Below are 13,870 nucleotides of genomic sequence, written 5' to 3' on the forward strand. Positions count from 1 at the left end.
CTTGCCGGTCCCCCGTGTCTTGAGCTCCCGCGGTTGCTCCCGCGGTCGTCCGGCAGAGCTGGCCGATGCAGGAGGCCATCCTCAGTCGCCATGGGCGGGTTCGTCGCTCTTGCCTGCGATCTTCGCGAGGTCGGCCATCACCTCGGAGAAGACGATGGGCGGCACGGCGCGGAATGGAATGAGACGAGGATCCGAAGCGTCGTTGGGACGATCGCTCACGTAGGCTGGCACATCAGCGCCCTCACGCTGGACGAAGCAGAAATCGTCCAGCGTGATCGATTCGTCCCGGCTTATCCCCATGTAGAGCCCCTGGATCCCGAGAAAAACCACGAGCCTAGTGAGCGAGAATGTCTTGCGATAGTCCTCCACGAAGCCGCCGTCGCCGACGGCTCCCCTCGTCCAGCCCAGTCGCTCGGCCCGGCCGCGAAACGTCATCGCATTCAGGCTCGTACCTTGCAGCGAGCGAGACACTCTTGTCTCCAGGTCATCGTCTCGGACCGTGACGACCGGGCGGTCGAGCTGGGGGAACGGCGGTGCGATCTCGAAATCGGCCATGTGCGTCCGCCAGGCGTGGAGCGTCTCCCGATCGAGCTCGAGCGGGTGGACCATCCCCACGCTCCGGCCGGGCTCATCCGCGAGCTCGAACGGCAGGTCGCCGGCCGTGGTCAGGCTCCGGTCCTCGAGAGCCTGGAATGTGCCGTCCAGGCGACCGGCCGCGTCGTAGACCCCCCAGACCAGTCGCACGCCGAAGGGGATGAGGACCGGATGGTTCAGGAACAGCTCCTGCCAGCGTGCGACCTGCCAGCGATGCTGGACCACGAGCAGGTTCTCCAGGCGGGCGAGCTGACCTTTGATCACGTCCTTCAACATCACCGCCTCGGCCTTCAGCCCCGCGAGGATCTCCCCCGGGGTGGACTTCGGGAGCGAGGCGATTTTTCGGTTCTTCTCGACGTCGCGGTAGCCGAGCTTCCCGTCGAGGCCGACCTGGACCTGGTAGAGCTTGCCGGCGATGTCGAGGGTTCGCGGCTTTCCCGGCTCGAAACCGAGCCAGGGCACGACGCGGTCTCCCAGCTCATCCACCGAGACGCCTTTCCGAGCCGCCGCCGCCATGAAGGCTTCCGCGGCGGCGGCGGCCACCTGCTTGTTTTTCGTCCGATACCTCAAGGCCAGGGAATCGACGATCGCCAGGGCCGCATCCGTCCCGAGCATCGCGAGCGCGTCGAGACCCAGTTGTGCCATCAGGAGCCGCGACGACTCCGCGCACTCCTGGATCAAACGGTTGATGAACGGGACGACGCGGTCATCCCCCAGTATCGCCGCGATGGCCAGAGCCCAGCGATCGGCCGCCGCGAGCTTCGTGGACAGATAGGTGCGAATGACGGCATGGGCGAAGTCCGCGCCCGACTGCCGATCGAGCATCTTGAAGAGCGGCCGGGCCTCGACATCGGCCAGGGTCGCCTTCGCCCTCGACTGGCGATAGAAGAGATAGCGAGTCATTCGCTCCCCGATCGGCGCCCCGTCGTTCCACGTGAGCGGCGGCAGCGCGGCAAGGTCCAGCCACTTCGCGGGGAGAGACCTCAGCTTCTTCTCGGAGCGAAGGGCCCGCGCCTCGATCTCGTCACGCGTGACGAAGTGGCCGCGGGCCGTCCGAGCGGCGTCGATGACCTCGAGCATCGAGTCCCGGACGATGTCGTCGTCCTCTTCATCGAGGCGTGCCTCGAGGGCTGCGGTGGCGGCCGGAGTGTCGATCGACGTCAGGACCGCCGTCGCCCAGAGGCGAACCTCCTTCTTGCCGTCGTCGAGTCGGGGCAGGATCCGCGGCAGGACCGGCTCGCCGATTTTCGCGACGGCCTGGGCCGAGGCATCCCGGACGGTCGTCGCCTTGAGGTCCGCGAGGCTGGAGAGCAGGGCTTCGAAGGGCGCCGGATTCCAGTCGCCGATGAGGCGGATCCAGTCCTTCCGGTCGTGATGGCTGTAGGGGTTCGAGTCGTCGATGGCTTCTTTGAGGCCGTTCGCCAGAGTCTCACGGAGCAGTTCGTCGAGCCCGGCGGTGTGAGCCTTCACCAGGTACGTTGCCGCGGCAAGACGGACTACCCGACTGGCATGCGACGTGAGGAGCTGCAAGGCCGGCACCGCGACCTCACCGAGCGCGGTGAACAGGGCCTCGGCGACCATGCTGATCGAATGCGAGGTCACGTACTCATCCCGAAAGAACTCCTCGACATCGTCCAGCACCTCCGCGCCAAACGTTTCAATCAACCAGATGTAGATGAAACCGCTATTTGGTCGATTCCCTCGCAGGAGGAGGTACTGACGAGCCCGATCCCGCGCTTCCGCCCGATGTCGGTCCGGATCGTGGGTCACGAGCAGGGCGGAGAACTTGTGCTGTTCGAGGGGATCGTCCAGGGCTCGCCAGACCTCGGCGACGAGGTCATCGAACCGCCCGTTCCCCTTCTCCAGCAGGAGGGCGGCAAGGGTCGCATCGAGACGACCCGCGTCCCTCACGGGCGGCACGACCGCGTCCAGTCTCTCGGATCCGTGGCCGAGGAGCAGACGGAAAAGGCCGACAAGGTGGACGTAGGAACCTCGGGCCGTGAACGCCGACTCGAGGGCGGACGTCAGCCGCGCCTCATCCAGATCCAGGACATAGCGACCGGCCGAGTTCGGCTCGGTGCCGCGGAGCAGGTGCGGGACGTTCGCCACGGTCATCACGTCGATGACGTCGGAGGAAATGCCGATTGACTCCGCGATCTCCCGGACCAGGGTGTGAAAGTCCTCGTCGGGCCGCTCCTCGAGCAGGACCCGGTTCAGCCAGCTCCCGGCAAGAGGGAACGCGTTCAGACGCAGAAGCAATTCGACCGCTCGCCGATCCTCGGCGCCGAGCCGCCTTGGAACGTCGATCGCCTCGACAAAGTGATACAGCCAGAGAGTCAGACCGTTATCGCCGATGATTGCCCCAAGCGAGTTGGCGTCGCCGGTCTCGACGAATCGGAAGGCTGTCTCGATGTCTCGGTTCTTTGCAGAGTATTTGAGCTGCCCCGACAGGGCTCGCTCGCGAAAGCTCTTCATGGTGATGGCTCGAGGGAGGATTCACGAACAACCGCGGCGTCGCGCCGGATCCCGGGGCTCTCCTAGCTGTTCTCCCCCTCTTCGGTCCCGCTCTTGCCTGTGATCCTGGAGAGATCCGCCATGACCTCCGAGAAGACGATCGGCGGAACGTCTTCGAACGGGATCAGCCGCGAGTCGGTGACGTCGCTCGGTCGATCGTAGGTATAACTCCTGACCACGACGCTGCCACTCCCGACGAAGGAGAAATCCTCCAGCCGGATTGAGTCCTCGACGCCGCTGACAACGTTCATCCCCTCCACTCCGAGGAAAGCGTCCACCTTCGCGGCGGGGAACGACTTGAGGAAGGCATCCACCGAGCCGCCGTCATTGACCGAGCCGCGGACCCAGCCGAGCTTTTCCGCCCGGCCCCGAAAGGTCATCGCGTTGAGACTGGTCCCGTGGAGGGCCCTCGAGATCCTCGTCGTCCTGTCTTCCTCCTTCACCGCGATCACCGGGCGGTCGAGCTGGGGGAACGGTGGGGCGATCTCGTAATCGGCCAGGTGCGTCCGCCAGGCGGCCAGGGTCTCGGCGTCGAGCTCGAGCGGGTGGACCATGCCAACCGTGGCGTTGTCGTCGCCGGTCAGCTCATACACGTCGTCCTCGGCCGTGGTCAGGCTGCGATCCTCGAGCGCCTGGAACGTGGCGATGAGCTCCCCCACGGCGTTGTAGCTGCCCCAGACGAGACGCATGGCGAAGGGGAGCAGAACCGGATGCTCGAGGAAGAGCTCCCTCCAGCGGTCGACCGGCCAGCGATGCTGCACCACGAGCAGGTTCTCGAGCCGGGCCTTCTGGCCCTTGACCGCGTCCTTGAGCAGGGCGGCCTCGGACTTCAGCTCGGCGAGGACCTCCTTGGGGGCACTCTTCGGCAGGGCGGAAACCTTCTTGTTCTTCTCCACGTCCCGGTAGGTCAGCTTCCATTCGGGGCTGATCATCACCTCATAACTCTTGCCGGACGCTTCGACCATCCGCGGCTTGCCCGGCTCGAAACCGAGCCAGGGGACGACGCGATCGCCCAGCTCGTCCACCGAGACGCCCCGGCGGGCCGCGGCCTCGGCGAAGGCCGCCGAGGCCGCGGCGCCGATGTTCTTCTGCTTGTTGCGGTATCGCAGGGCCAGCGAGTCGACGGTCGTGAGCGATGCGTCGGTCCCCAGCAGGGCGAGGGCCTGCACGGCATACTCGGCCATCTTGCCGCGCGACGACTCGGCGCAATCCTGGACCAGGCGGTTGAGCGGCGGAACAATCCGGTCGTCGCCGAGCATGGCCGCCACGGCAAAGATCCATCGCTCCGCCGGGGCGAGCTTCGTGCCGAGGTATCCGCGGAGGAGCTGAACGGCGAACTCTCGACCCGACTTCCGTTCGATCAGCGGATAGAGGTGCCGGGCCTCGATGTCCGGGACGATCTCCTTCTGGCGGGACTGGCGATAGAGGAGGTAGCGAGTGAGCTGGTCGCCCAGCGGCGTCCCGTCGGACCATGCCAGCGGCGGGAGAGCGGCCAGGTCCAGCCAGGGGGCGGGCGAGGTCTTGAGCTTCTTCTCGGACCGCGCGGCGCGATCCTCGATCTCGGAGCGAGTCACCACCTGCCCCCGGGCCGTCCGGGCGGCGTCCAGGACCTCGAGCATGGCGTCCCGGACATCGTCGTCCGTCTCGGCATCCAGGCGAGCCTCGAGCACCTCGGCGGCGGCCGCGGTGCCCAGCGTCGTGAGCGCCACCGTCGCCCAGAGCCGGCGGTCCTTCTTCTTGTCGGAGAGGAACGGCAGGATCCGGGGCATGGCCGACTCGCCGATCTTCCCGATGGCTCGCGCCACGCCCTCGCGAACGGATTTCGTCCTGTCGTCGGCAAGTGCGAAGAGTTCGTCCTCGAAGGTTGCCGGACCCCAACCGGCGATCAGGTGGATCCACGCCGCTCGCAGGTCGACGTGGGAATCGGCCGTCTGGTTGAGCGAGTCTTTCAGGCCCTTCGAAAGGGTCTCCCGGATGAACGCATCGACCTCCGGGGTGCGCGCCTTGATGAGATGCTTCGCCGCGATGAGTCGGAGGCCGGGATTGGACTGGCCCGCCAGGGCCTGGAATGCCGGCAAGCCTTCACGACCGAGCGCCGCCTGGAGCGAATCCGCGACCGGGCCGACCCAGTAGGGGCTGAGCTCCTCCCTTCGGAAATAGCGGATGAGGTCATCGAGCGAATCCTTGCCGTAGGTCCGGATCAGCCAGAGGCAGACGTCGTCCTGTCGGTGTCGGTCGGACCCGTTGAGCAGGCACGTCCGGGTGCGCTCCAGTGCCTCGGCCCGGAAGGCCGCCGGATTGTGCGCGACGAGCCGAACCGAGAGATCGAAGCTCTCGCCGAGCTTCTTCTTCTCGCGCCAGAGCCCGGCGACGAGGACCTCGAAACGTTGCTTGCCCTTCCGGAGCAGGATCTCGGCGAGGACGGGCTGGACGCCCCCGCTCGCGAGGACGAGCGGCGCGACGGCGTCCACTCGTTCCGGCGCGGACGCGAAGAGCAGCTCGAGCAGCCCCGTGAACGCCTCGTGAAAGTCGCTCGACGAGGGGGCGGACTTGACGGCCCGCGTCAGGCGAGCCTCATCCATCCCCAGGACGTAGCGACCCGCGGAATTGGGCGTGACGCCGCGAATCAGAGAGGGGATGAACGACGCCGTCATCGTATCGATGAGGCTCGCGGGGACGCCGGTGGACTCGGCGGCAGACCGAATCAGCCCGTGGAAGTCCTCGTCCGCCTTCTCGTCGCGCAGGCTCCTGCCCAGCCAGGTGGCGAGCAGGGTCAGTTGCTTCAGATGAAGCAGCAGCTCGACGGCGCGGCGGTCCTCATCGTCGAACTCGCGCGCCGGATGGATTGTGTCGCCGAAGCTCCCCCTCCAGGAATTGTGCCGGTGCGTCGCGGGAGAGAAGGCCTTGAGGATGGCCGTATCGCCCGTCTCCACGTATCGGAGCGCGTTTTCGAGCTCCCTGTCATTCCGATGGTATCGGAGCAAGCCCTCCATGGCCCGTTCCCGGAAGCTCTTCATGATGAGGTTTCCACTCGTTGAATCCGGCACCGCGAGGGCTCATTCCCCCGTGCGATTTCGGAGCGTCGCGGCGGTCGCGTCCACCCACGCCCCAGGCGGCAGCCCGTAAGGCCGGAACTTCTCGAGCCGGTTCTGCTCCTCGCTCGAGAAATAGGCCCGATTCGGGCCGAGCTTGCTGGCGAGCGGCGAATCGAGGAGGGCGCCGCTGTCGGTCGGGCTCATCTGGAAGAGGACCCGCATCTCGAATTCGCGGAGCTGCTGGTGGGAGAAGCAGCGGTTGACGTTGTTGACGGTGTCGCACCAGGCGATCAGGTGGACGCCCAGGCCGGGGCCCTCCTTGAGGATCATGTCGATGTGATCGGTGGGAGTGGCCTCGTCGCGCCGATCGAAGCCGAAGTCGTCCTCGCGGCGGCGGAGGTCGCGGAAGCGGGCCAGGTCGTGGATGAAGAGGAAGACCTCCGGGCCGTCGCCGCCGTCGGGGCTCTGGCGGAGGGCGATCTCGCCCGCCACGGCCGCGACGAACCCCGCGGCGTCTCGCCAGCCCCCCACCTTCACGCCGTGGGGCAGGCCGGAGACGATCCCCGGCAGCACGCCGGAACGAGGCTCGTCCTCGGGCGTGCCGTCGAGGAGATAGAACTTCGCCCCGCCGCGAGCGTCGTCGGCCGCCGCCGGGGGATGCTGGGCGGCGAGGCTCAGGATCGAGGCCGCCATCACCCCCGCGGCGGCCTCGTCGTTCTGGCCGACGATCAGGAGGTGATTCCCCCCCTGGCGGCGGAAGAGGGCGGCGGTCGGGTCCTTGATCGCGACCGCGTCGCCGAGCCAGGCGTTCGCCGACCGGAGCGAGGAGGGCCACGCCGGCTGTTCGAGGAGCAGCCGGAGCAGCGGGTTGGCGTCCAGGTCGGCCGGAGCGTCGCCCTCGAAGACGAGCGGCGTCCGCGCGAGGGCGGGTCTCCTCTCGGCCGCCAGGGCGGCGATCCGCTTCAGGTAATCCTCGCGCTTCTCGTCGGAGAGCCAGACGACCTGGAAGAAATGATTGCCCTCCGGGGCACCGTTGGCGTCGTTGTAGATGGCCTCGCCCGGGCGCGAGAGCCACTTGGCGGCCAGGTTGTTCTCCGCCAGGATCAGCAGCGAGTCGACCTCGCTGCACTGGAGGGCGATCCGCACGGCCATCTGGCCGAGCGTGCTCCGCGCCAGGGTGAACGCGCCGCCCAGCGACTGGGAGCCCAGCAGGACGTGGACGCCGAAGGCCCGGCCCTGGCGGACCAGGCGGTCGAGCAGGAGCGCGGCCTCCTGGGCGAGCTTGTCCTCCTCGACGAAGAACTCCTGGAACTCGTCCACGATCAGCAGCACGCGGGGCATCGGCGGGGTCCCCGGCGCGTTGCGGTAGCCGTTCAGGTCCTGGACGCCCGCCTCGCGGAACCGATCGGCGCGGGTGCGTAGTTCGCCGTCGAGCCGCTGGAGGACGCTGAGGCCGAACTCGCGCTCGGACTCGATCGCGACGACGCTGGCGTGGGGCAGGGCATGGGTGGCGTAGACCTTGAACTCGACGCCCTTCTTGAAGTCGATCAGGTAGAGGTCGATCTGGTCCGGGCTGAAGCGGAGCGCCAGATTGGTGATCAGGGCGTGCATCAGGGTGGACTTGCCGGAGCCGGTGCGGCCGGCGACCAGGACGTGCTGGCTGGTCCCCTGGCCGAGCATCAGGTCCTGCAACTTGGTCGCGCCCGACTTGCCGAGCGGGACGTCGATCCCGGCCCGCGTGTCCTCGGTCCACCACGCGTCCTCGGCCGGGGCGATGTACTCGAAGGGGACCTCGACGCGCTTGGCCGCCTTCGCCGCGGCGCCCACGCGCTGGATCTCGCGAGTGGCGAAGTCCCCGGGGGGCGGCGGATCGAGATCGAGGGGGTACGCCGAGAGCTCCGGATCGTCCCAGAGGAGTTTGCCGCCGTCCCAGCCCATGAGGGCACAGTAGGGGCGGACCTGTTCCATGGTGTATCCCGGCGGCATCGGCCGGCTGACGTCGACGGCCATCAGGACGATCACGCCGCAGGGGATGCCCCCGGCCGCGATCGCGGCCAGTCGGCCGGCGGCACGCTCGTCGAACCGGCTGGGGAAATCGGCGATGACGAGGACCCGGTACGGCTCGCGGACCTCGCCGGCCACCGCGTTATAGGCCTCGATCGTGGGATACTCGTTCCTCAGGTATTTCTGGGTCACGGTCTCCATGTGCTGCTCGAGCTCGGCCAGCCGTTCCTCGATCTGGCGGGCGTCGGTCCAGACCTGGCCGGACACGAGCGCGGGGTCGTAATCCGCCAGGTGCATGAACGCACCGAAGCCGCGGCCGATGCCGACCGGGTCGATGATCGTGAACCGGACCATCCCCGGGGGGAGGCTCGTGAGGATTCGGAACATCCCGGCCTGCAAGACGGCCGAGGCCGCGGCCCGGCCCTCGGGCGGCGTTTCGATGAGCAGGTTGGTACCGGCGGGGAACGGACGCAGGGCCGGCAGGGTGAAGCGACGAGGGATCTCCGCCATCAATCGCGGGTCGTTCGAAACCCCGGCGGGAAGCGCATCCAGCCCGATCCGGATCGCGCCCAGCCGGATGGCCGGCGGGATCGTCGCGGGGAAGGGGCGGTCGGTCCAGGTCGGGTCGTCCCACGCGGGACCGATGACGTCCACGGCACGATTCACGGACGAGAGTTCGGCGGCGATTTTCGCCATGCCTTCGCGCCACCGCGAGGCGAGGTTGTTCCATCGCGCTTCATGGCGCGTGCTGATCTGCTCCTTGAGCGCCCGGTATCCCTCGTCGAGCTGGGCGAGCTTGCGTTCCGACTGGGCCGGCAGCTCGGCCATCCGAGAGTCGTGCCCGTCGACCGCGGCACGCATGGCCCGTGCCTGATTGGTCTGGACCTCGACCCGCTGCCGGCCATACGTGTCGTTGATCTCGCGGAGTCGCTCGTCGCGGATCGATTCTCCGGTGGAGATGCTGGCCGCGTGGGCCTCCTTCGCGCGCTTCAGCTCGTCCTCGTGGCGCGTCGTGACCTGCTTGCGGGCCGCCGCATGGCGTGCGTCCGCGCCGGCCTTGCAGAAGAGGAGGAGCCCATTGGCGTCGGAGAGGGACTGGCGGAGGGGATTGTAGAGATGCTCGATCTGCTGCTTCGCCAGCCGGACGAGGCTGAACCGCAGCGCCACGCCGGCCGCCAGCGCGGCCACGCTCAGGCCGATGGTGCCGGTCAGGTCCAGCCCCATCGCGACCGCGGCCGCGACCGCCGCGACGAGCGGGACGATCAAGGTCCAGGCCTCGTTGGCCCCCTTGATCGACCTGGGGATGATCAACCCTTCCAGGATCTTGAGCGGCCTTTCCATCCGGGCGAGGCGGTCGAAAAGCTCGTCCACGGGCTCGGGGATCTTGTCGTAGCTTTCGGCGACGGGGGCGGGAGGATCGGAATCGAGCTTGAGCTTGGCATAGCTCGCGGGCAGGTCCGCGAGCCGTTCGCGAAAGCCGTCGGCGATGTCGCGAGCCTCGCTCAGGGGCCGGAGCTCCTCGTTGTACGCCGTGTCGGCCTGGCGCTTGCCGTTCTCGAACTGGCTGCCGGCGTCCCGGACGGCCCGGTTGTAGGAGTTCTTGGCGGTCTCGCGGAGCTTGTCGAAGTCGGCGGCGATCCGACGGCTCGACGAGGCGAATTCGGACTTGGCCTTCTCTTCCCCGTCGATGGCGGCCCTGACGATGGCGGCCCGGCGGGCCTCATCCTCCGCGCGAGCGTCCCTGTCCTGGGTCGTGAACTTGTCCACCAGGCCCTGCCGGGTCCTCGCATACTCGGCGTCCACCTTGGCGTCCTGCGACCGGCGGCCCTCGGTGATCTCGGCCTCGGCGCGTGCCCGATCCTCGACGAGGGAGAGGAGCTGGCGGACGGCGTCGTGCTCGCGAGCGATCAGGTCCCGGGGGGGGCCGCCGCCCGGCGGCGTCGGGCTTGGGGGCGGGGCCGAGGGAGCGGGCGGGGTATCCTCGTTCGTGTGCAGGGACGTGGACGGGCTCGTGCTCACGATGACTCGCTCCGGTCGGAACAATCGCGGCGGACCTGGTCCAGGACCTCCGCCATCTTCTGCATGCCGATGATGGCCGCGTCCACGGCCGGGCCGAGCGGTGCGAGGTAACGCTCCTCGAATCGGCGGCGGACGACGTCGCCCCACGTGGCCTCGGTGATCAACCAGTCGTCCTTGAGGACGCGAATGCTCTGATTCAGGCGGGCGGCACCCGCCATGACCCTGGAATTAGGCATGCTCACCCGCCTCCCTGGTGCGTCTCGGGTTTCTCCTCGTCGTCGGCCCGGGCCGGCCCCTCGACGACCGGCTCATCCGGGGGCGGAGGCTCCTCGTCGAGCACGCGAGCGGCGATCGATTCAAGGGTCCCGGAAGCCCTGGTCGGCGCGGCGGACTCCTCGGAGGCTCCCGCGCCGGATCCCGACGGCGGGGCCACGGCCAGATAGGCCTCCAGGGCGTCGATGATCCGGATCAGCGCCTGGATGGCGCGGGGGACGTCGGAGGCCGACAGGTCCTTGAGGCGTTGCGTCGCCCCGTGATACTCGAGCACGGCCTGATTGAACCTGGTTTGCCATTTGCGGACCAGGACCAGCCGGTTCTCGGCATCGGCCAGGCTGGCCTCCGCCTTCCGGAGCAGCTCCATCGGCTCGCTCATGGCGGGGGAATAGTCCGGCTTCTTCTGGAGCTTCTTCTTGTAGACCTCGGCCCTGGCCGAGGCCACGTGCTCGCGGCGGCGTTTGATCTGGTCCTGCCAGAACTGGGGTCGATCCTCGACCAGCCAGCGGACGGTGCGCCGGACCTCCGCATCGACGGCCCCGAGGGCGGCCAGAGTGTCTTCCGAGTAGAGCGCCAGCACCGATCGGAAGTTCTTGAGCGCGTCGATCGATCGGACATCCGCCTGGGAGCTCATGGGCGTCGGTCTCGTACCCGAGGCAACGGGAAGCGGTGTCCTCGCCGCTGACATGACCGCCTGCGCGAGACTATCAGACGCGCGGGGGCCTGTAAAGGACGCGGGATCATCGGGCGCGAACCGCTTGAGATCGGAGCATGCCTTCGCTACCCTATGCCTTTTCCGAACTTACGTTCCGCAGGTGGAATGCGACGTGTCCAAAGCCGAGGAAAATCGGCCCACCCGGGCCGAGGTGCGGGTTGACTACGAACGGCGCCGGCAAGAGCGAAAGATCGCCCACCTCCGCTGGAGCCGGCTCGAGGATCGGGTGGCGGACGTCCGGCTCCTGATCTTCTGCGCGGCGGTAGCGGTCGCGGTGCTCTCGCTCTGGATGAAACGGGTTAGCCCTTTCTGGCTGGTCCCGATCGGGCTGGTGTTCCTGGTCCTGGTGCTGATCCACGAACCGCTCCGCCGCCGGAGCCGTCGGATGGGGCGGGCCGTCGACTTCTACGACCGGGGCCTTGACCGGATGGCCGGGCGATGGGCCGGCAAGGGCGTGGCGGGGCTCGAATTCCTCGACCTGGACCATCCCTACGCCGCGGACCTGGACCTCTTCGGCGCGGGATCGCTCTACGAGCGGCTCTGCACCGCCAGGACGCGGTCGGGCGAGGAGACGCTGGCCGGCTGGCTGCTTCGCCCGTCCCCGCCCGACGAGATCGCGCGGCGGCAGGCCGCGATCGACGAGCTTCGCCCGCGGCTGGACCTGCGCGAGGACCTCGAGCTGCTGGGCTCGGACGTCCGCTCCGGGATCGATCCGGAACGGCTCGCCGAATGGGGCAGGTCCCCGCGACTCCTCGAGAGCACGCCGCTGCGACTCCTGGCGGCGATCCTGGCGGCGGCGGGGGCTGCGACGCTGGTCGGCTGGCTCTTCCTGGGCACTGGGATCTACCTCTTCCTGGGCGTCCTGGGCCTCGAGGCCGCCTTTGCCTACGGGCTCACGAAGCGAGTCCGGCGGGTCCTGGCGACCGTCGATCGTCGATCGCACGACCTGGACCTGCTCGGGTCGATGCTCGATCGACTGGAGAAGGAGCCATTCCAGGCGGAACGGCTTCGACAGTTGCAGCGGGCGCTCGAGACCCGCGGCCGGCCGGCGTCCGTCGAGATTCGCCGGCTGGCGAGGCTGGTCCGGCTCCTCGAGAACAGGAAGAACCAGTTCCTGGCCCCATTCACCGCCGTGCTCCTGTGGGGGACTCAGTTCGCCATGGCCATCGACGCCTGGCGGGGCCGCGAGGGCCCGTCGATCGCGGACTGGCTGGCGGCCGTCGGCGAGTTCGAGGCCCTCTGCTCCATCGCCGCCTACTCTGCCGAGAACCCGGATGATCCCTGGCCGGAGATCGTCCCGGGGCCGGCCCGGCTGGAAGCGAAGGCCCTGGGGCATCCGTTGCTTCCGCCCGAGGCCTGCGTCCGGAACGACGTCGCGCTCGGCGGAGAGGTCCGCGCCCTGGTGGTCAGCGGATCGAACATGTCGGGGAAGAGCACGCTCCTCCGTTCGGTCGGGGTCGGGGCGGTCATGTCGTTCGCCGGCATCCCGGTCCGGGCCGTCGGCCTGCGGGTGAGCCCGCTGGCGATCGGCGCCACGCTCCGGATCCAGGACTCGCTCCAGGCCGGCAAGTCCCGCTTCTTCGCCGAGATCACCCGCGTCCGGCAGGTCGTGGACCTGTCTCGAGGGCCGACGCCGCTCCTCTTCCTGTTCGACGAGATCTTCCACGGCACCAATTCTCACGACCGGACGATCGGCGCCGAGGCGGTCCTCCGCGGCCTGCTCGAGCGCGATGCCATCGGCCTGATCACGACCCACGACCTGGCCCTGGCCGCCATCGTGGGGGGGCTCGACGGCAGTGCCCAGAACGTGCACTTCGAGGATCGCTTCGAGGGCGGGAAGATGCACTTCGACTACACGATGCGACCGGGCGTCGTGGAGCATTCCAACGCACTCGCGCTGATGCGGGCCGTCGGCCTGGACGTCTGAGGCTCGTCGGCACGCTTCGGCCCCGAGGCCCGGGGCGCCACGTCTCGGGAAAACGCGATTGACGCCGGCCGAAGGACAATTCGATGATATCGTCGTGTCACATCGGTCGGGCCCTGGGAGGTATTCCCTGGGAGGACTGCGCGCGATGGTGAATGCGGACTCACCCGCCGGCGACCTGACGGCGGAACTGGTTCAACGGGCCAGCGAGGGCGATCCCGGCGCCCTGGATCGGGTCTTCGGCCGGCACCGCGAGGCGCTCCGCCGGGTGATCGCCCGCAGGCTCGATCCGTGCCTCCGCGGGAGGCTGGACCCGTCCGACGTGGTCCAGGAGACCCATGTCGAGATCCTCCGAAGGATGCCGGAATTCCTGGCGAGGAGGCCGATGTCATTTCGGAACTGGTTGGTACGCACGGCCGTCCAGCGCCTCGTCAAGCTGCGGAACCAGGCACTCGCCGGCCGTCGAAGCGTCATCCGCGAGGCGGGTGTCGGCGTGGGTGACTGGCACCCCCACGGCGAGGACACGCTCGCCGTTCAGGACGACGGCCCATCGCCTTCGGAGGATGCGGCCCGACGGGAGCGATCGGCCAGGCTCGGGCAGCTCTTGCGTCAACTTTCCGCCTCCGACAGGGCGATCCTCGAACTTCGTACCTATCAGGGGCTGTCTTTTGCGGAGGTCGCCGCACGACTAGGTATAGACCAGGCGGCGGCGCGAAAGCGATTTGGCCGGGCGCTCTTGAGATTGCGCGGCATCCTCGTCGCCGACGGACTGACGGAGTCCTGCCTATGAGC

At 68.3% G+C, this 13,870-nt stretch carries 7 protein-coding genes; 2 read left to right on the plus strand and 5 right to left on the minus strand.

Going from position 1 to position 13,870, the window contains the following annotated elements; genetic code table 11:
* Positions 1-81 precede the first annotated feature (81 nt).
* The 5 genes from G6O54_RS10125 to G6O54_RS10145 all read right to left on the minus strand — a co-directional run bounded on the left by G6O54_RS10125 (position 82) and on the right by G6O54_RS10145 (position 11,073).
* On the minus strand, positions 82-3,069 hold the full coding sequence (locus G6O54_RS10125) for a DUF4132 domain-containing protein (RefSeq protein WP_165224176.1): 2,988 nt from the start codon (positions 3,067-3,069) through the stop codon (positions 82-84).
* 62 nt (positions 3,070-3,131) lie between these two features.
* Positions 3,132-6,125, minus strand: a complete 2,994-nt coding sequence (locus G6O54_RS10130) for a DUF4132 domain-containing protein (protein WP_165224179.1) — start codon at positions 6,123-6,125, stop codon at positions 3,132-3,134.
* A gap of 39 nt (positions 6,126-6,164) precedes the next feature.
* The gene (locus G6O54_RS10135) at positions 6,165-10,166 is read right to left on the minus strand and encodes an FtsK/SpoIIIE domain-containing protein (protein ID WP_250846803.1); all 4,002 of its coding nucleotides are present in this window, start codon (positions 10,164-10,166) and stop codon (positions 6,165-6,167) included.
* Positions 10,163-10,402, minus strand: a complete 240-nt coding sequence (locus G6O54_RS10140) for a hypothetical protein (protein ID WP_165224182.1) — start codon at positions 10,400-10,402, stop codon at positions 10,163-10,165. Before G6O54_RS10140 ends, G6O54_RS10135 begins: the two co-directional genes overlap by 4 nt.
* Positions 10,403-10,404: 2 nt before the next feature.
* Positions 10,405-11,073, minus strand: coding sequence for a hypothetical protein (locus G6O54_RS10145; protein ID WP_165224185.1), 669 nt, complete (start codon positions 11,071-11,073; stop codon positions 10,405-10,407).
* A gap of 193 nt (positions 11,074-11,266) precedes the next feature.
* Here G6O54_RS10145 and G6O54_RS10150 point away from each other — a divergent pair, with 193 nt between their 5' ends.
* Both G6O54_RS10150 and G6O54_RS10155 read left to right on the plus strand, forming a co-directional pair.
* Positions 11,267-13,081, plus strand: a complete 1,815-nt coding sequence (locus G6O54_RS10150; RefSeq protein WP_250846804.1) for a MutS-related protein — start codon at positions 11,267-11,269, stop codon at positions 13,079-13,081.
* A gap of 145 nt (positions 13,082-13,226) precedes the next feature.
* Positions 13,227-13,868 (plus strand): sigma-70 family RNA polymerase sigma factor, encoded by a 642-nt coding sequence (locus G6O54_RS10155; protein ID WP_165224191.1) that lies wholly within the window; start codon positions 13,227-13,229, stop codon positions 13,866-13,868.
* Positions 13,869-13,870 lie beyond the last annotated feature (2 nt).

The organism is Aquisphaera insulae, assembly GCF_011064615.1.
Lineage (GTDB): Bacteria > Planctomycetota > Planctomycetia > Isosphaerales > Isosphaeraceae > Aquisphaera > Aquisphaera insulae.

What these genes read in the sequence shown, in the direction of transcription:
- G6O54_RS10155 (WP_165224191.1), top strand. Translation starts at nt 13,227, where the DNA reads ATGGTGAATGCGGACTCACCCGCCGGCGACCTGACGGCGGAACTGGTT.
- G6O54_RS10140 (WP_165224182.1), bottom strand. Translation starts at nt 10,402, where the DNA reads ATGCCTAATTCCAGGGTCATGGCGGGTGCCGCCCGCCTGAATCAGAGC.
- G6O54_RS10145 (WP_165224185.1), bottom strand. Translation starts at nt 11,073, where the DNA reads ATGAGCTCCCAGGCGGATGTCCGATCGATCGACGCGCTCAAGAACTTC.
- G6O54_RS10130 (WP_165224179.1), bottom strand. Translation starts at nt 6,125, where the DNA reads ATGAAGAGCTTCCGGGAACGGGCCATGGAGGGCTTGCTCCGATACCAT.
- G6O54_RS10125 (WP_165224176.1), bottom strand. Translation starts at nt 3,069, where the DNA reads ATGAAGAGCTTTCGCGAGCGAGCCCTGTCGGGGCAGCTCAAATACTCT.